This window comes from Bradyrhizobium sp. SZCCHNR1017, assembly GCF_032381375.1.
Taxonomy (GTDB): Bacteria; Pseudomonadota; Alphaproteobacteria; order Rhizobiales; family Xanthobacteraceae; genus Bradyrhizobium.
The window spans coordinates 625,487-644,449 of record NZ_JAUHIR010000001.1; the positions used below are offsets into that span (position 1 = coordinate 625,487).

Genomic DNA, 18,963 nt, shown 5'->3' on the forward strand with positions numbered 1-18,963 from the left:
GGCTCATTCAGCGGGCGCGGCGAGCGGCTCCGGGGTCGAGCGGCGGCGCAGCCGGTCGATCAGCAGGTAGATCACCGGCGTGGTGTAGAGGGTGAGGATCTGCGACACCAGCAGCCCGCCGATGATGGTGATGCCGAGCGGGCGGCGCAGCTCGGTGCCCGGACCGGTCGCGATCACCAGCGGCAGGCCGGCGAACAGCGCGGCGAGGGTCGTCATCAGGATTGGGCGAAAGCGCACCCGGCAGGCCTCGAAGATCGCATCGGCCGAGGACATGCCGCGCTGGCGCTCGGCCTCGAGCGCGAAATCGACGAGCATGATGCCGTTCTTCTTGACGATGCCGATCAACAGGATGATGCCGACGAAGGCGATCACTGTCAGCGGTGTGTTGGTGACCTGCAAAGCGAGCAGCGCGCCGAGCCCGGCCGACGGCAGGGTCGAGATGATGGTCAGCGGATGCGCCAGGCTCTCATAGAGCACGCCGAGCACGATATACATCGCGGCCAGGGCGAACAGGATCAAGAGCGGCTGGCGGCCGCTGCTCTTGTTGAAGTCCCCGGCATTGCCGTCGAAGCTGCCGCGGATGCCCTCCGGCATGTGCAGCTCGTCGACGGCGCGCTGGATGTTGGCGGTCGCGGTCTGCAAGGGCACGTCCGGCAGCAGGTTGAACGACACGGTGGTCGAAGGGAACGATTGCGAGTGATACACCGCCAGCGGTGACAGGCCACGCTCGGCCTTGACCAGCGCCGACAACGGCACCTGCGCGTCCCCTGCCCCGGCCACATAGATGCGGTCGAGATTGGAGGGATCGGTCTGGAATTTCGGGTCGATCTCCAGCACGACCATGTACTGGTTGCGCTGGCTGTAGACGATCGAGATCTGGCGTTGCGCGAAGGCGTTGTTGAGCGCGTTGTCGATATCCTGGACGCGGACGCCGAGGCTCGCCGCCTTTTGTCGGTCGATCCGCAGCGCGAGCTGCAGGCCACCGGGATCGCGGTCGCTGGAAATGTCGGTGATGCCGTCAACCGTCTCCAGGCGCTTGGCGACAATCGGCGCCCATTTCTGCAGAAGGTCGAGATCGGGGCTGCTCAACGTGTACTGATAGTCGGAATCGCTCTGACGGCCGCCGGTGCGCACGTCCTGCGCGGCGAACATGAAGAGCCGAATGCCGGGGACCGTCGCGAGGCTCCGCCTGAGGCGGTTGATCACGAGCTCAGTGGAGACGCCCTCGCGCTCCGCCGGGGGCTTGAGATTGATGAACATGGTGCCGCGGTTGGACGTCGCGCCACCCGGCCCGCCGCCGCCCCCGATCGTCGAGCCGATACCGGCCACGGCGGGATCGGCCATCACGATGTCGGCGAGCCGCTGCTGCAGACCAAGCATGGACTGGAACGAGATGTCGGCCGAGGCGCGCGTCGCACCGATGACGAAGCCGGAATCGTCGGTCGGGAAATAGCCCTTGGGCACCTTGATGTAGAGCGTCACCGTGAGCGCGATGGTGGCGAAGAACACGATCAGGGTGAGAAACGGATAAACCAGCACGCCGCGCAGCGTCCAGGCATAGAAGCGGACCATGCCGGACAGCGCGCCTTCGACGATACGGTCGAACCAGGTGGCACGATCGGACAGCGTCTCCTTGATGTAATGCGCGCAGATCATCGGCGTCACCGTCAGCGACACCAATGTCGACACGACGATTGCGAAGGTCAGCGTCAGCGAGAACTCACGCAGGAGACGGCCGACGACGCCGTCCATGAAGATCAACGGCACGAAGGCCGCAATCAAGGAAAGGCTGATCGACAACACGGTAAAGCCGATCTGGCGGGCGCCGTCGAGCGCGGCGCGCATCGGCGACAGGCCATGCTCGAGATTGCGGTACATGTTCTCGATCATGACGATGGCGTCGTCGACGACGAAGCCGACGGAGATCGCGAGCGCCATCAGTGACAGATTGTCGATCGAGAAGCCTGCGAGCCACATCGCCGCGCAGGTGCCGGCGAGCGCCAGCGGCACCGAGACGCCGGCCGCGACCGTCGGCACCAGACGGCGAAGGAACAGGAACACGACGACCATCACCAGCACGGCGGTCGCGAGCAACGTCCACTGCATGTCGTCGACCGAGGCGCGAATGGTCCCGGTGCGGTCAACCAGAGTGGAGATCTCGATGCCCGCCGGCAGCCATTGCTTGAGCTCCGGGATCAGCGCCTTCACACGGTCGACCGTCTCGATCACGTTGGCATCGCCCTGCTTGGCGATCTGGATCAGCACCGCTGGCTGCTTGTTGAACCAGGCGATCGAACGCACGTTGCGTACGGAATCCTCGACGTCGGCGACATCCGACAGCCGCACGAAGCTGCCATTGCTGCTCTTGATCAGGATGTCGCGGAATTCGGCCGCGCTGCGCATCTGCCGGTTGATGGCGATGGTCTCGCTCTGGCGGCCGCCCTCGAAGATGCCGACAGGTCCGATCGGATTGGCATTGATGATCGCCGTCCGGACATCGTCGGTCGAAATGCCGGCATTGGCGAGCGAGACCGGATTGAGCGCGATGCGCACGGCGGGTTGATCGGCGCCGCTGACAGTGACGTTACCGACGCCGGGCACCTGGAACAGCCGCTGCGCCAGCACGGTGTCGGCGACGTCGTACATCGCGCTCGTCGTCATCGTCTTCGAGGTCAGCGCCAGAACGAATACGGGAGCCGCGGCCGTGTTCGCCTTGCGGAACCGCGGCAGCGCCGGAAGGTCGCTCGGAAGGTCCGACAGCGAGGCATTGATGGCTGCCTGCACGTCGCGCGCCGCCTTGTCGATGTCGCGGCCGATCGAGAATTGGATCTGGATGTTGGTGGTGCCGAGCGAGCTCGTCGAGGTGATCTGGTTGACGCCCGCGATCTCGCCGAGTCGCCGCTCCAGCGGCGCCGCGACCGTCCCCGCCATGACGGACGGGTCCGCACCCGGGCGCGACGCGCTGACGAAGATCGCGGGGAAGTCGACGTTCGGCACCGGTGCGACGGGAAGGAAGATATAGGCGACGATCCCGACCAGGAACAGGCCGATCGAGAGCAGCGTGGTGCCGACCGGCCGGCGGATGAACGGCTCGGAGATCGAGGCCATCACTGGATGCCTTCGGTCGCACCTGCGATCGGCGGCGACGGCAGGTCCGGCGCCGACGGCAGCGCGCGCTCGAAGCGACGATTGATGCGGTCGAGCGCGAGATAGATGACCGGCGTCGTGTACAACGTCAGCAATTGGCTGAGCAGCAGGCCGCCGATGATGGAGATGCCGAGCGGAAAGCGCAGCTCCGAGCCGGTGCCGCTCTCGATCGCCAGCGGGAGCGCGCCGAACAGAGCGGCCAGGGTCGTCATCATGATCGGGCGGAAGCGCAGGAGACACGCCTGCACGATGGCGTCGTAGGGGGGGCGGTTCTCGTGACGCTCCGCCTCGAGCGCGAAGTCGATCATCATGATCGCGTTCTTCTTGACGATGCCCATCAGGAGGATGATGCCGATCAGGCCGATCACCGAGAGATCCTGGCCGAACAGCATCAGGGCCAGGATGGCGCCGACGCCCGCCGACGGCAACGTCGACAGGATCGTGATCGGATGGATGTAGCTCTCATAGAGCACGCCGAGCACGATGTAGATCGTAACCACGGCCGCGAGCAGCAGCCAGGGTTGGCCGGCCAGCGACTTGGCGAACTCGGCGGCATCGCCCGAATAGACGCCGATGATGCTGCCGGGCATGCCGATGCGGTTCTCGGTCGCATGAAGCGCGTCGACCGCCTCGCTGAGCGCCGCGCCGGGCGCGAGGTTGAAGCTCAGCGACACCGCCGGAAACTGCGCCTGATGCGAGATCGCCAGCGGCGCCGTGGTGCGCTTGAGGCTTGCCACCGCCGAGAGCGGTACCTGGCCGCCGGCGCCGGGCAGATAGAGCTTCGACAGGACCGACGGGTCGCGCTGATACATCGGCAGCGCTTCCAGCACCACGCGGTACTGGTTGGCCTGGCCGTAGATCGTCGAGATCTGCCGCTGCGCGAAGGCGTCATTGAGCGTGTCGGTGACGCCCTGCAGGCTGACGCCGAGCTGGCCGGCGCGCTGGCGGTCGATGGTCAGCTCCGCGCGCAGGCCGCCCTCCTGGGCTTCGGAGGAGACGTCGCGGAATAGAGGGTCGCGGCGCATTTCTCCGACAAGCTGCCTCGCCCATTTCGACACCTCGGCGGCATCGGCACCGGTCAGCGTGTACTGGTACTGCGAGCGGCTCGCCTGGGTCGAGATCTGCACGTCCTGGACCGGCTGGAAGTACACGGTCATGCCGGGCACGCCCGAGGTTTTCTGCTTCAGCCGGTCGATCACCTCGGCGACGCCGTCCTGCCGCTCGCCGAGTGGCTTCAAGGTCATGACGAGACGGCCGACATTGGTGGTCGGGTTGACCGATCCGGCGCCGATCACCGAGACGACGCCGACGACGTCGGGGTCAGCCTGGATCGCGGCGGCGACGTCCGCCTGGCGCTTCTTCATTTCGGCGAACGACACGTCAGGGCCGGCTTCGGTCACCGCCGTGATCGAGCCGGTATCCTGCAGCGGCAGGAAGCCCTTGGGCGCGACGACGTAGAGCGCCAAGGTCGCCGCCAAGGTCGCGAAGGTCACGACGAGCGTCTCGGTCTGGCGGTCGAGCACCCAGAGCAGGCTGCGGTGATAGACCGCCACCGTGCGGTCGATGAAGCGGCTGATGGCGTTCAGCCCCGGCAGCACCCATTCCTCGCTGGCATGCTTCAACAGCCGCGAGCACATCATCGGCGTCAGGGTCAGCGAGACCACCGCCGACGTCACGACTGCGATCGTCAAGGTCAACGCGAACTCGCGGAACATGCGACCGACAAGCCCGGACATGAACAGCAGCGGAATGAACACCGCGATCAGCGACACGGTCAGCGAGATCACGGTGAAGCCGATCTCGCGCGCGCCGCGCAGCGAAGCGTTCATCGCGCTCTCGCCATTTTCCATGTGGCGCACGATGTTCTCGATCATCACAATGGCGTCGTCGACGACGAAGCCGGTGCCGATGGTGAGTGCCATCAGCGAGAGATTGTCGAGACTGAAACCGGCGAAGTACATCACGCCGAAGCTCGTGATCAGCGACAGCGGCAGCGCGACGCCGGCGATGATCGTGGCGCGCAGCGAGCGCAGAAACAGCAGCACAACCAGCGTCACCAGCACCACGCTGAGCACCAGCGTGAACTGCACGTCGTGCACCGAGGCGCGGATGGTCACGGTGCGATCGCTGACGATGGCGAGCTTCACGCCGGCGGGAAGCGTGCGCTGCAGCTTCGGGATCTCGGCACGAATCTGCTTGACGACCTCGATGACGTTGGCACCCGGCTGGCGCTGGATGTCGAGGATGACCGCAGGGACACCCTGGTACCAGCCGCCGGTCCGATCGTTCTCCAGACCATCGATAATCGTTGCGACATCGCCGATCGTGACCGGCGAGCCGTTGCGGTAGGCGATGATGATCGGCTTGTAGGCGTCGGCGGCTCCGATCTGGTCGTTGGCCGTGATCAGATAGGCCTGCTGGGCACCGTCGAGCGATCCCTTGGGACCGGAGACGTTGGCGCCTGCGATGGCGGCGCGCAGGTCCTCCATCGAGATGCCATAGGCGGCGAGCCGCGCCAGGTCGGCCTGCACGCGCACCGCGGGCTTGAGTCCGCCGAGCACCGAGACGCGGCCGACGCCGGAGACCTGGCTCAGCCGCTGCGCCAGGATCGTGTCGGCCATGTCGCTCATCGCGCGCAAAGAGATCGTGTCCGAGGTCAGCGCGAGCGTCATGACCGGTGCGTCGGCCGGATTGACCTTGGCGTAGGTCGGCGGATAGGGCAGCGACTTCGGCAAGACGCCGGCGGCGGCATTGATCGCCGCCTGGACGTCCTGCGTGGCGCCATCGATGTCGCGTCCGAGATCGAACTGCAGCGAGATCTGGCTGACGCCGAACGAGCTCGTCGAGTTCATCGCCGAGAGCGACGGGATCTGGCCAAGCTGGCGCTCCAGCGGCGCCGTGATCAGCGAGGCGATCACATCGGGGCTGGCGCCCGGCAGTTGCGTCGTCACCTGGACGGTCGGGAAGTCGACCTGCGGCAGCGCCGAGACCGGCAGCGCGAGATAGCCGAGCAGCCCGCCGATCAGCAGCGCGACGCCGAGCAGCGAGGTCGCGATAGGACGGCGGATAAAGGGTTCGGAGACGCTCATCGCGACTGCTCGTCACTCTTGCGGTCGCGTCATGGCTGCGCCTTCGCGCCGCGACCTGCTTCACTCCCTCCCTGGGGCGCTGCACCGGCATCGGTCTGGCCCGCGGCCTGAGGCCTGCGACGCGGCTCGCCGTCCTTCGCGCCGTCAGGCGGAGCTCCGCCCTCCTTGGCCTGGTCCTTGCCTTGATCCTTCGCTTGCGGATTGCGGCCGCGTTTGCGTGGCGCCAGATCGGCCTGCGGCGTCTGCTCGGCGCGCCCGACCACCACTTTGACGCCCTCGGCGAGGTTGGCAAAGCCTGTCGTCACCACACGGTCCGACGGGCTCAAGCCGCTCGCGATCACGGCCTCGCTCTCATTCTGCTGCACGACCGCCACCGGATGCGCAGAGACGATGTCGCCCTCGCCGATCACGTAGCTGAACGTACCTGCCGGCCCGCGCTGCACGGCCGACGTCGGCACCGTGATCGCCTGCGACAGGGTCTCGACCTTGAGGCGGACATTGACGAACTGTCCCGGCCAAAGCTGAAATCTGCCGTTGGGGAATTCTGCTTTCAGCTTCAGCGTGCCCGTCGTCTGATCGACCTGGTTGTCGATGCCCCGCAACGTGCCGGTGTCAATGACGGTGACGCCGTCATTGCCGAACACGTCGACGGCGAGCGGTCCCTTGGCGGCGGCCGCATTGACGCGCATGATCTGCTGCTGGGGCAGGCTGAACTGAACCGCAATCGGCTGCAGCTGCGTGATGACGACGAGGCCGGTCGCGTCAGAGGCATGAACGATGTTGCCCTGGTCGACCTGGCGCAGGCCGGCGCGGCCGGAGAGCGGCGCCACGATCTTGGTGTAGCTCAAGGTCGTCGCCGCATTGTCGATCGCGGCCTGATCCGCCTTGATCAGCGCCTGCTGCTGCGCCACCACCGCGCGCTGCGTATCGGCCTGCTGCTTGGAGCCGGCATTGCTGGCTGCGAGCTGCTCGTAGCGGGCGAGGTCGAGCTTCTGGTTGGCGAGTTGCGCCTCGTCCTGCGCCTTCTTGGCAACGGCCTGATCGTACTGCGCCTGATAGATCGCCGGATCGATCTCCGCGAGCACGTCGCCCTTCTTGACGTCCTGCCCTTCGACGAAATTGACCGCGATCAGCTTGCCGTCGACCTGCGAGCGCACCGTGACCGTGTTCAGCGCGCGCACCGCGCCGACGCCGTCGAGATAGACCGGCACGTCCTTGATGGCAGGCGAGGCAGCCAGGACCGGAACGGGAAGGTCGGGCCGCGCGAAGCGGTTATTGGCCTGCTGCTTCTGCTGCATCGCCGACCAGCCGATATAGCCGAGGCCGCCGAGGATCAGCAGCGTGATCGCGATCGACACCAGTCGCCGTGCCACGCTGGACCGCGCGCGCTTCACTGCCGCTGCTCCCTTCTCGTCCGGTTTAAAGAGCATCGGCCGACTTCTCCATGCGCGGCTCCCAGCCGCCGCCGAGCGCCTGGTAGAGGCTCACAAACGCCTGCAGGCGCGCCAGTTGCGCCTGCGATAGCGCGTCCTCGGCCTGGAACAGCGTCAATTGCGTATTCAAGACGGTCACGATGTCGGCAGTTCCCGCGCGCAACTGCTGCTCCGACAATTCGAACGCACGCCGCGAGGCGGCGACGACCTGGCGCTGCAATTGCAGTCGGATCGTGGTCTGCTTGATCGAGAACAGCGCATTGTCGACGTCGGTGAAGGCCTGGATCACGGTCTTGCGGTAGGTCTGCAGCAGTTCATCCTGCCGCGCCTTGGCGTTCTCGAAGTTGCCCAGAATCCGGCCGCCGTCGAAGATCGGCTGGGTCAGGCTGCCGGCGAGGCTGAAGAACGCCGCATGCGGCTGAAACAGCGACACCAGTGCCGCGCTCTGGTAGCCGCCGTTGCCCGTGAGCTGGATGCTCGGAAAGAACTGCGCCCGCGCGCTGCCGACATTGGCCGTTGCCGATGCCAATTGGGCCTCCTGCCGGCGGATGTCCGGACGCTGCGTCAGGATCTCCGACGGCAGACCAGGCGTGACCCGCGGAGTCCTGATCTGATCGAGCGAGCCGCCAATGACCCGAATGCCTTCGGGCGATCGCGCGACCAGCACGGCCAGGGCATTGACGTTCTGATCGAGCGTCTGGCGCAGCGGCGGCACCGCCGCCTTCTGATTGGCGAGCACGCTCTCCTGCTGCGCGACGTCGAGATCGTTGCCGGTGCCAGCCTTCTGCCGCTCGCGGATGGCATCGAGCACACGCGTGGCGCTGGCGATGTTGCGCTCAGCCGTCCGAATCCGATCCTGCGCGGCCAGCACCTGGAAATAGGCATTGGCGACGGTGGCAAGCGTCGTCAACTGCGTGACGTCGCGGTCGAAGCGGTTGGCTACCGCGGTTTCCTCGGCCGCCTGCAGCGCGTCGCGATTCTGGCCGAAGAAGTCGAGCTGGTAGCTCGCAGAGAGCGAGGCTTGGTAATTGACGACCTCGCGGCCGCCATTGGTGAGCCCGCTGGAGCTCGACCCGGACGTGCGCGAATAGGTCTCCTGCCCCGTGCTCGACAGGCTTGGCAGCAGCGCCGCGCCGGCCTGCCGCGCCAGCGCATCGGCCTGCCGGAACCTTGCCACAGCAGCGGCAATGTCGAGGTTGACGCTCTGCGCCTCCTCCATCAGCTGGGTCAGCTCGCGTGATCCGAAGCCGCGCCACCAATCCAGCGGCGGCGGCGCCGCCATATCGGAACCGGACGCCGCCTTGTAGCGCTGGGGCAAGTCGAGGGCCGGATCGGGAATATCCTGGGTCAGCAGGCAGCCGGCCGAGTTCGCCGCCAATCCGATCGCCGCCAGCCAGTGGACAAATCGCCGCAGGGTAGCCGGCACACGGCGCTCCCGCATCCCGGCGACGATCCGCGGGTCAGCGGACGCGCGGCAAGGCTCGTCGACGGCGATCGGCACGATGGACACTGGCGTGATGCTTCCCTGTAGTCTTGGGAATCATTCTAGCCGCAGCCCACGGCGGCGGACAGCCCTGCAGCTCCCCGTCGCCCCAGCAGCGATGGTGCCGATAAAGTCCACCGAATCGACGAATCTCCCGTAAATCAGCGGAGTTTCGTGCAGGCAGGGCCACGGGCCCCCGGCTGCCGCCTTACCAAGATTTCATCTGTCGAATGCCGTTTTGGCCGGGGTGTGACGCGGCGAGCGCGGCCGTGAAACCCTTTGGCGGGGACTCCGTAACTTGCACGTGAACTTCAGGGGGCATTCATGCGAGTTGCGGTGGTCGGAACGGGTATTGCGGGTAACGCCGCGGCCTGGTCCTTGGCGAAACGTTATCCGATCACCGTCTACGAGCGCGATCTCCGTCCGGGCGGCCACAGCCATACCGTGACGATCGACTATGACGGCGCTCCGGTCTCGGTCGACATCGGCTTCATCGTCTACAACGAGCTGAACTATCCTGAGCTCACCGCCTTGTTCGACCATCTGGGGGTCGAGACGGTCGACAGCAGCATGAGCTTTGCCGTCACCGCGGATGCCGGCCGCTTCGAATGGAAAGGTGGCGGAAACACCTGGCTCGACACCGCCAAGGGGCTGTTCGCGCAGCCGAGCAACCTGCTGTCGACATCCTATCTCTGGATGCTCAGGGACATCCTGACCTTCAACGAGCAGAGTACAGCCGACTTCAAGGCCGGCCGCCTGCATGGCCTTACGCTCGGGGATTATTTCCGGCGCAACCATTTCGCTCCGCGACTGCTCACCGACTATCTGGCGCCGATGGGGGCCGCGATCTGGTCAGCCCCGGCGTCCGAGATGCTGGACTTTCCGGCCGAGAACTTCGTTGCGTTCTTCAGCAACCACAGGTTGCTGCAATATGACCGTCCGGTCTGGCGCACCGTCAAGGGCGGCAGCCGGCGCTATGTGGAGAAACTGACGTCGAGCTTCCGCAACCAGATCAGGCTCGGCAGCGCCGTGACCAGCATCGAACGCACCGCCCACGGCGTCGTCGTTCAAGACAGCAGCGGGCGTCGGGACACCTACGATCATGTGGTGATTGCCGCACACAGCGACCAGGCCTTGTCGATGCTCACCGACGCGGACGAGCGGGAGCGCGGCATCCTCGGTGCGATCAAATATTCGCCCAACACGATCTATCTGCACCGTGACAGCAGGCTGATGCCGAAGCGCCGCCGCGCCTGGGCCTCGTGGAATTTCCTGCGCTGGCAGCGTGAGGGCGTTCCCATGAACGACGTCGCCGTCACCTATTGGATGAACAACCTGCAGGACATCGACGACGCCAAGCCGCTGTTCGTCAGCCTCAACCCACCCTTCGCTCCGGCCCCGGAGCTGACCTTTGGCAAATATATCTGTGAGCACCCACAATATACAGCTGCGGCCTTTGCGGCGCAGAAGCGCCTGGCAGCGATTCAGGGGCAGCGCCATACTTGGTTCTGCGGGGCCTGGACCGGCTACGGCTTCCATGAGGACGGGCTGCGCTCGGGTCTCGCCGTGGCGGAGGCGCTCGGCGCGAGCGTGCCATGGCGCGGGTTTCCCACCGAGCTCGCCGAGGCTGCAGAATAGGCGCGATATGGACATGGATCACTCGGGACAGGATGACCGAACGGAAGCGGCCGCGCTCTATGTCGGAGAGGTCATGCATGCCCGCATGCGGCCGACCACGCATCGCTTCCGGTATCGCGTGATGAGCCTGCTGATCGATCTCGGCCGGCTCGACCAGGCGGACCGGCAGGCCTCGCTGTTCGGGGTCAATCGGCGCGCGCTCTACAGCTTCCACGAGGCCGACCACGGTCCGCGCGACGGCTCGTCGCTGCTGGCCTATGCGCAGACCTGTGCGGCGGATCAGGGGATCGATCTCGGCGGCGGCCGCGTGCTGCTGCTGTGCTATCCGCGGCTGCTCGGCTACGTGTTCAATCCGCTGTCGGTCTATTTCTGCTATCGCAGCGACAGCACCCTGGCGCTGATGATCTACGAGGTCCGCAACACCTACGGCGAGATCAAGCCCTATGTGCTGCCGGTCAGATCCAATGAGCTGTCCGCGGCAGGGCTGCGCCAGACGCAGGACAAGACCTTCTACGTCTCGCCGTTCATCGACATGGCGATGCGCTACCATTTCCGGGTCGTGCCGCCGGGCGACAAGGTCAAGTTGCGGATTCTGGAAACTGGCCCCGACGGGCCCCTGCTCGCTGCAACCTTCTCTGGCCGCCGTCGCGGGCTGACGTCTGGCTCCCTGCTCGCAGCCTTCGTCTCACTCCCGCTGGTGACTGTCAAAATCTTCGCCGCGATCCATTGGGAGGCACTGCGGCTGTGGGCCAAAGGCGTCCGCCTCGTCCCGCGTGGCGAAATCAGTGCAAGCCCTGGAACCAATACCGGCTTGGCGGGGAACGGCAGCCACGCTTATATGTCACGACGCTGACCGGAAACGGCCGGCTCGCTCTGCGTCCGTGATCCCTGCCCGCACAGGTGCCGCACCGGCCAGCCGACGGGGACGTGGGCTGGAGCCGTTTGCGTGAGTGGACCTGCCATGCCGGACGTCATCCCAGTCACCCCTGATACCATCGACAAGGTGCTTGCCGATCTTCCCCGCCTGCCCCGCCTTGCCCTCGGCTTCGGCTCGCGGTTGCGAAAAGGCACGCTCGACGTCACCCTGCCGGACGGACGGGTGATCCGGCTCGGCGGCGTTGAGCCCGGGCCGGCCGCCGCAATGATCCTGGCCAATTACGGCTTCGCATCGCGTCTTCTCAATGGCGGCGACATCGGCATCGCCGAGGCCTATCTGAACGGCGACTGGGATACGCCGGACCTGACGCAGTTTCTCTATCTGTTCTGCGTCAACCAGCACCTGCTGCAGTCGATGCTGGAAGACAAGCCGCTGATCCGGTTTGCCCAGCTGGTCCGGCACTGGTTCAACCGCAACACCAAGCGTCAGGCGAAGCGCAACATCTATGCCCATTACGACATCGGGAATTCGTTCTACTCGGCATGGCTGGATCCGAGCATGACCTATTCCTCGGCCTTGTTCGAGGAGCACACCACCGACCTCACTGCCGCGCAGACCAACAAGTACAAGCGGCTGGCCGAGGCGATCGATCTCAAGCCCGGGCAGAAGCTGCTCGAGATCGGCTGCGGCTGGGGCGGCTTTGCCGAATATGCCGCCAAGACGTTCGGCGCCAAGGTCGTTGGGTTGACGATCAGTCAACAGCAGCGCGACTTCGCGCAGCGCCGCATCCAGGAGGCCGGGCTCGCCGAGAAGGTCGAAATCCGCCTGCAGGATTACCGGGACGAGCGTGACCACTACGATCGCATCGCCTCGATCGAGATGATCGAGGCGGTCGGCGAACAGTTCTGGCCGAAATATTTCTCGCAACTGCGAGACCGCCTGCTGCCGGGCGGACTGGCCGGTGTCCAGGCAATCACCATCCAGGACAGCCTGTTCCAGCACTACCGCCGCGAGGTCGACTTCATCCAGCGCTACGTCTTTCCCGGCGGCATGTTGCCGACACCGCAGATTCTGAAGTCGCTCGGCGACCGCTTTGGCATACCCGTCATCCGCGAGCGGATCTTCGGGGAAGATTATGCCAGGACGCTTGCGATCTGGCGAAATAACTTCCGAGAGGCTTGGCCGGACCTCACGCCCGCCGGATTCGACGAGCGCTTCAGGCGGCTCTGGGAATATTATCTGTCCTACTGCGAAGCGGGTTTCCTCTCCGGGAATATCGATGTTCGCCAGGTCGTCTTTGCGAAATCGGGGGGCTGATCCAGCCGGCTTACGCTCCCCTGGATATCAGGCTAGGGTCCTCTTAAGTGTGCTCGAGGAAACTCCTACGGTATCTGCAAAATGACCATTCATAACGACGTCGTCGCGGCGATCGGCAACACACCGCTGATCAAGCTCAAGCGCGCCTCGGAGGCGACGGGCTGCACCATTCTCGGCAAGGCCGAGTTCATGAACCCGGGCCAGTCGGTCAAGGACCGCGCCGGCAAGTGGATGATCCTGGAGGCCGAGAGGCGTGGCGATCTCAAGCCCGGCGGCCTCGTGGTGGAGGCCACTGCCGGCAACACCGGCATCGGTCTGGCCGTGGTCGCCAGCGCGCGTGGCTATCGCACACTGATCGTGATTCCGGAGACGCAGAGCCAGGAAAAGAAGGACATGCTGCGGCTGTGCGGCGCGGAGCTGGTCGAGGTGCCGGCGTTGCCGTTCAGCAATCCCAACAACTATCAGCATGTCGGCCGCAGGCTCGCCGACGAACTGCGCAAGACCGAGCCCAACGGCGTGCTGTTCGCCGACCAGTGGAACAACCTCGACAACGCCAAGGCGCATTATGAGTCCACGGGACCCGAGATCTGGGAGCAGACCGACGGCAAGGTCGACGGCTTCATCTGCGCGGTCGGCACCGGCGGCACGATCGCCGGCACGAGCCGCTATTTGAAGGACAGGAACAAGGACATTGTCACCGCCTGTGCCGACCCGCACGGCTTCGCGATGTACGAATGGTTCAAGAACGGGGTCGTCAAATCGACGCCCGGCGATTCCATCACCGAAGGCATCGGCATCGGTCGTGTGACGCCCGTGATCGAGACCGCCAAGGTCGACGACGCGTTCCTGGTGTCCGACGAGGACGCCGTCAACACCATCTACGACCTCGTGCAGCATGAAGGCCTGTGCCTGGGCGGCTCGACCGGCGTCAACGTCGCTGGCGCGGTGCAACTCGCCAGGAAGCTCGGCCCCGGCCACACCATCGTGACCATCCTGTGCGACTCCGGTGCGCGCTATCAGTCGAAGCTGTACAATCCGGAGTTCATGCGTTCGAAGAACCTGCCGGTGCCGGCCTGGCTGGAGCGGCGCAGCGGGATCAAGCCGCCTTTCGTTTGAGGGCGAGTAGCGAGTAGCGAGTAGAATTTCTCGCCCTATTCGCAAGTCCCGATTCGCTTCCTCATCAATGCCGCAGAATCTGGCTCAGGAACAGCTTGCTGCGCGCATGCTGCGGGTTGGCGAAGAATTCCTGCGGCGTGTTCGATTCGATGATCTGGCCGGCGTCCATGAACACGACGCGGTTGGCGACCTCGCGTGCAAAACCCATCTCGTGGGTCACGACCAGCATGGTCATGCCCTCCTTGGCGAGATCGACCATGGTGTCGAGCACCTCCTTGACCATCTCGGGATCGAGCGCCGAGGTCGGCTCGTCGAACAGCATGACCTTCGGGTTCATCGCCAGCGCGCGCGCGATGGCAACGCGCTGCTGCTGACCGCCCGACATCTGGCCCGGATATTTCTGCGCCTGATGCGGGATCTTGACCCGCTCCAGGAACTTCATCGCAGTCGCCTCGGCTTCCTTCTGCGGGATGTTGCGCACCCAGATCGGAGCCAAGGTGCAGTTCTCCAGCACGGTCAGATGCGGAAACAGGTTGAAGCTCTGGAACACCATGCCGACCTCACGGCGGACTTCGTCCACCCGCTTGAGATTCGGACCCAGATCGATGCCGTCGACATTGATCTCGCCCTCCTGGAATTCCTCCAGCGCGTTGATGCAGCGGATCAGGGTCGACTTGCCCGAGCCCGAGGGCCCGCAGATCACGATGCGCTCACCCTTTCCGACGGAGAGGTTGATGTCGCGCAGGACGTGGAATTCGCCGTACCATTTGTTGAGGGCGGAAATGCTGACGATCGAATTTGCAGTCATGGATCTCTCGACGATCTCTGGGTCAATGGCGCCGGTGCGCGTTGAGGCGGCGCTCGACCAGCATGGAGTAGCGTGACATGCCGAAACAGAAGGCGAAGTAGATCATTCCTGTGAAGGCAAAGCCGGTGAAAGCCGTGGTCGGTGTCGCCCAGACCGGATCGGCCAACGAAGCCTTGAGGCTGCCGAGCAAGTCGAACAGCGCCACGATCGAGACCAGCGAGGTATCCTTGAACAGCGAGATGAAGCTGTTGACGATACCGGGGATGACGTGGCGCAGCGCCTGCGGCAGCACGATGAAGCTCGTCGTCTTCCACCAGGACAGGCCGAGCGCGCTCGACGCCTCCGCCTGGCCGCGCGGAATGGCCTGCAGGCCGCCGCGGATCACCTCGGCCATGTAGGCGCCGGAGAACAGCGCAACGCCGATCAGCGCCCGTACCAGGCCGTCGACCCTGACATTGCCAGGCAGGAACAGCGGCAGCATGTAGGTGGCGAAGAACAGCACGGTGATCAGCGGCACGCCGCGCACCAGCTCGATGAAGGCGATCGAAAAGACGCGGATCAGTGGAATGGTCGAGCGGCGGCCGAGTGCAAGCGCAATGCCGATCGGCATCGACGCGACGATGCCGATCACCGAGACGACCAGCGTCACCAGCATGCCGCCCCACAGCCTTGTGTCGACGATGGGAAGGCCGCCGCGATCGAGGCCCATGATCGCAATGACGATGGCGATGCCGGCGAAGGTCGCGGCCGTGGCGATGACGCTGCGCAGCGCCCTGCTCCCGCCGCCGATGATGAACACCAGCGCGGTGACAATGATCGCGGAGAGCGCGAGATCATTCCACACGGGCTGGTGAGATTGCTGCAGTTCATTGCGGATCCAGACCAGCGGCCAGATCACGAGCGATGCGAGCGTTCCGATCAGCACGACCAGCTTGCCGAGCAGCCACAGCAGCATGCCGACCACCGGCACGTTATCGCCGGCGCGCACCAGCGCGTTGCCGGCCGTATCGATGCTCTCGACGAACAGCTGGAGGGTGCCTGTGGCCCAGCTCACGCCGAAGCCCTCCAGCCCACCGCCATAGAGCAGGAAGAACGCGACCATCGGCAGCGCGAAGAAGAACAGACCCGCATTAAGGCCTTTGGCCGGCAGGCGCGGAATCAGCAGCGGCACGAGCAGCACCACCGCCAGCACATAGGTCAGATTGACGCGCCAGCGGTCGGCCTCCGGGTAGAAGCCGTACATGAACTGGCTGAACTTCGCCGAAATGTAGGGCCAACAGGCGCCGACCGGATGGCCGGCGTTCTGCGCCAGGCATGCATCGCGGTCCTTGCCGACCCACACCGCGTCGACCAGCAGGAACTTGACCGCCGGAATCACGGTGAACCAGATCAACAGTGCGCTCACCAGGGTGAGCAGGATATTGGTCGGCGAGTTCAACAGCCTCGTGCGGACGAAGCCGACGAAACCGGTCGTCTTGATGGGCGCCGGGCGTTCTCCAGCCATGTCCTGACGGATGAAGGTTGAGGCCGTGATGTCGGTCATGCGCCAAGTCTCTTCCCAAGCCGCCAGCTATAGAAGCTCATCATCGCGCTCGTAATCAGCGACAGCGCCAGATAGACGCCCATCGTGATTCCGATGATCTCGATGGCCTGCCCCGTCTGGCTCATCGTCGTGCCCGCGAACACCGACACGAGATCGGGATAACCGATAGCGACCGCGAGCGAGGAATTCTTGGTCAGGTTCAAATACTGGTTCGTCAGCGGCGGCAGGATGACGCGGAGCGCCTGTGGCACGACGATCAGGCGCAGCACGGTGCCGCGGCTCAGTCCAAGCGAGAGCCCCGCTTCCATCTGTCCCTTGTGGACCGAGAGGATTCCCGCCCGTACCACCTCGGCGATGAACGACGCCGTGTACATGGTGAGCGCCAGGGTCAGCGCAACGAGCTCTGGAATGATGCGGGAGCCGCCGGCGAAGTTGAATCCCTTGAGCGCCGGCACCTCGAACGAAATCGGCACGCCGAACACGAGCATTGCAATTAGCGGCAGGCCGATCAGCAGCCCCAGCAGGTAGGGCCAAATCCGGATCACATGGCCGCGCAGGAACAGCTCACGCCGCGCGTAATAGTGCAGACCGATCGAGACCACGATCGCCACACCGAGCACGATCGCGAACGGCGTGAAGCCGGGCTCCTCGATCGGGCGCGGAACGATGAAGCCGCGGTTGTTGAGAAAGAAGGTCGAGAAAAGAGAGATGCTCTGCCGCGGTCCGGGCAGAGCCGCCAACACCGCGAGATACCAGAACAGGATCTGGAACAGGAGCGGCAGGTTCCGGATCAGCTCGACATAGGCGCCGGAGACCCGCGAGAGCAATACGTTGGGTGACAAGCGGCCAAGCGCAACCAGAAAGCCAAGGATGGTCGCCAGCACGATACCGATGACGGAGACCAGCAGCGTGTTTAGCACGCCGACGATCAGCACGCGGCTGTAGCTGTCGGAGCCGGAGTAGCTGATCAGGGTCTGGTTGACGTCGAAGCCGGCCGTATTGTTGAGGAAGCCGAAGCCCGACGTGATCCGCTGGGTGGCGAGGTTGCTGCGTGCGTTGGCCACGATCTCGTAGCCAACCCACACCAGCACTGCGACGAACAGGATCTGGAGGATGATGCCGTTCCATCCTGCCTTGCCACCCAGCATGCGCTTCAGCCGAAGCCCATATTGCGTAGGCGGTAACCTTGCTTCGATGCTCATTCGCCGCAGCCCCGCTATCGTGCAGTGATCAGCGGATCGGCGGCGCGTATTGCAGGCCGCCCTTGTTCCAGAGCTGGTTCAGACCGCGCGCGATCTGCAGCTTGGAGCCGGCGCCGACGTTGCGATCATACATCTCGCCGTAGTTTCCGACCGCTTTCACGATCCGGTAGAACCAGTCCTTGGTGAGGCCGAGCTGCTCGCCGAGATTGCCGTCGGTGCCGAAGGCGCGCTTGAACTCCGGCTTGTCCGACTTGGCCATTTCATCGACGTTCGCCTGCGTCACGCCGAGCTCCTCGGCCGTCACCAGCCCGAACAAGGTCCACTTGACGATGTCGAACCACTGGTCGTCGCCATGGCGGACCATCGGGCCCAACGGCTCCTTCGAGATCACTTCCGGCAGCACCACGTGATCGGCCGGATTGGCGAGCTTCAGCCGCTCGGCGTAGAGGCCGGAAACGTCGGTCGTGAAGACGTCGCAACGGCCAGATTCGTACGCCTTGATGGTCTCGTCTTGGCCGGCGAATGCGATCACCTCGTACTTCATCTTGTTGGCCTTGAAGTAGTCGGCGAGGTTCTGCTCAGTCGTCGTGCCGGTCTGCACGCAGATCGAGGCGCTGTTGAGCTCGAGCGCCGAATTGACCTTCAGGGCCTTCTTCACCATGAAGCCCTGGCCGTCGTAATAGGTCACGCCGGCGAAATTGGCGCCCAGCGAGGTGTCACGCGACAGGGTCCAGGTGGTGTTGCGCGACAGCACGTCGATCTCGCCCGACTGCAGTGCAGTAAAGCGATCCTTGGCGGACAGTGGAACGAACTTGACCTTGGTCGGATCGTTGAAGATCGCGGCGGCAATGGCGCGGCAAACGTCGACGTCGAGCCCGGTCCAGTTGCCCTTGTCGTCGGGCGCCGAGAAGCCAGGAAGGCCCTGGCTGACGCCGCAGGCGAGCATGCCGCGATCCTTGACGGTCTTGAGCGTTTCGGCCTGGGCGCCGACGCTCGCCAGCACCGGGGCGAGAGCAAGAGTAAGAGCCAGAGTGACGCGTTTCATAAATACAGCCTTTCGCGGGTCGTCCTTGGGGAGCGATGAATCTCAGCGCGTAGGAGGGGCCGACCTGAATCCGCCTCTGCAAACGCCATACCAAGAATATGGCGCGCGCCATGCACGACGGAGCCGTGCATGCGAGATGAAGCGGAAATCGCGGCAAGCCCCTCAACGTGCAGCGATCGAATTGCGCCGGCATCACAGAACGACTGGCGGTCCGGGTCAAGGGGTTGACGGGCCTGTTCTGCATTCTGTTATTAACGACCGCAGT

General features: G+C 64.7%; 12 protein-coding genes. 4 read left to right on the plus strand and 8 right to left on the minus strand.

The window, feature by feature from the left end; all coding sequences use genetic code 11:
- Positions 1-3: 3 nt before the first annotated feature.
- Genes QW863_RS03030 through QW863_RS03045 form a run of 4 tightly spaced genes read right to left on the minus strand, consistent with a single transcriptional unit; the run spans position 4 to position 9,110 of the window.
- The gene (locus QW863_RS03030) at positions 4-3,108 is read right to left on the minus strand and encodes an efflux RND transporter permease subunit (protein ID WP_315711860.1); all 3,105 of its coding nucleotides are present in this window, start codon (positions 3,106-3,108) and stop codon (positions 4-6) included.
- Positions 3,108-6,236, minus strand: a complete 3,129-nt coding sequence (locus QW863_RS03035; RefSeq protein ID WP_315711858.1) for an efflux RND transporter permease subunit — start codon at positions 6,234-6,236, stop codon at positions 3,108-3,110. The genes QW863_RS03030 and QW863_RS03035 overlap by 1 nt, the downstream gene beginning before the upstream one ends.
- Positions 6,237-6,265: 29 nt before the next feature.
- Positions 6,266-7,666, minus strand: coding sequence for an efflux RND transporter periplasmic adaptor subunit (locus tag QW863_RS03040; RefSeq protein WP_315711857.1), 1,401 nt, complete (start codon positions 7,664-7,666; stop codon positions 6,266-6,268).
- A complete protein-coding gene (locus tag QW863_RS03045) occupies positions 7,656-9,110 on the minus strand; it encodes an efflux transporter outer membrane subunit (RefSeq protein ID WP_315712618.1) in 1,455 nt (484 codons plus the stop codon). Before QW863_RS03045 ends, QW863_RS03040 begins: the two co-directional genes overlap by 11 nt.
- A gap of 366 nt (positions 9,111-9,476) precedes the next feature.
- Between QW863_RS03045 and QW863_RS03050 the strand changes: the two genes are divergently transcribed.
- From QW863_RS03050 to QW863_RS03065, 4 genes are all read left to right on the plus strand, one after another.
- Entirely contained in the window at positions 9,477-10,790 is a 1,314-nt protein-coding gene (locus tag QW863_RS03050; RefSeq protein ID WP_315711856.1) for an NAD(P)/FAD-dependent oxidoreductase, read from the plus strand.
- A 7-nt stretch (positions 10,791-10,797) separates the two neighbouring features.
- A complete protein-coding gene (locus tag QW863_RS03055) occupies positions 10,798-11,643 on the plus strand; it encodes a DUF1365 domain-containing protein (RefSeq protein ID WP_315711854.1) in 846 nt (281 codons plus the stop codon).
- Positions 11,644-11,751: 108 nt separating this feature from the next.
- Entirely contained in the window at positions 11,752-12,984 is a 1,233-nt protein-coding gene (locus QW863_RS03060; RefSeq protein WP_315712616.1) for a cyclopropane-fatty-acyl-phospholipid synthase family protein, read from the plus strand.
- A gap of 81 nt (positions 12,985-13,065) precedes the next feature.
- Entirely contained in the window at positions 13,066-14,100 is a 1,035-nt protein-coding gene (locus tag QW863_RS03065; protein ID WP_315711852.1) for a cysteine synthase A, read from the plus strand.
- Positions 14,101-14,164: 64 nt separating this feature from the next.
- Here QW863_RS03065 and QW863_RS03070 read toward each other — a convergent pair whose 3' ends face one another.
- From QW863_RS03070 to QW863_RS03085, 4 genes are read right to left on the minus strand one after another with little or no spacing between them, the layout of a single operon-like run.
- Positions 14,165-14,908 (minus strand): amino acid ABC transporter ATP-binding protein, encoded by a 744-nt coding sequence (locus QW863_RS03070; RefSeq protein ID WP_315711850.1) that lies wholly within the window; start codon positions 14,906-14,908, stop codon positions 14,165-14,167.
- 22 nt (positions 14,909-14,930) lie between these two features.
- On the minus strand, positions 14,931-16,451 hold the full coding sequence (locus QW863_RS03075) for an amino acid ABC transporter permease (RefSeq protein ID WP_315711848.1): 1,521 nt from the start codon (positions 16,449-16,451) through the stop codon (positions 14,931-14,933).
- Entirely contained in the window at positions 16,448-17,653 is a 1,206-nt protein-coding gene (locus QW863_RS03080) for an amino acid ABC transporter permease (protein ID WP_315711847.1), read from the minus strand. Before QW863_RS03080 ends, QW863_RS03075 begins: the two co-directional genes overlap by 4 nt.
- 28 nt (positions 17,654-17,681) lie before the next feature.
- Positions 17,682-18,698, minus strand: coding sequence for an amino acid ABC transporter substrate-binding protein (locus QW863_RS03085; RefSeq protein WP_315711846.1), 1,017 nt, complete (start codon positions 18,696-18,698; stop codon positions 17,682-17,684).
- Between the last annotated feature and the right edge of the window lie 265 nt (positions 18,699-18,963).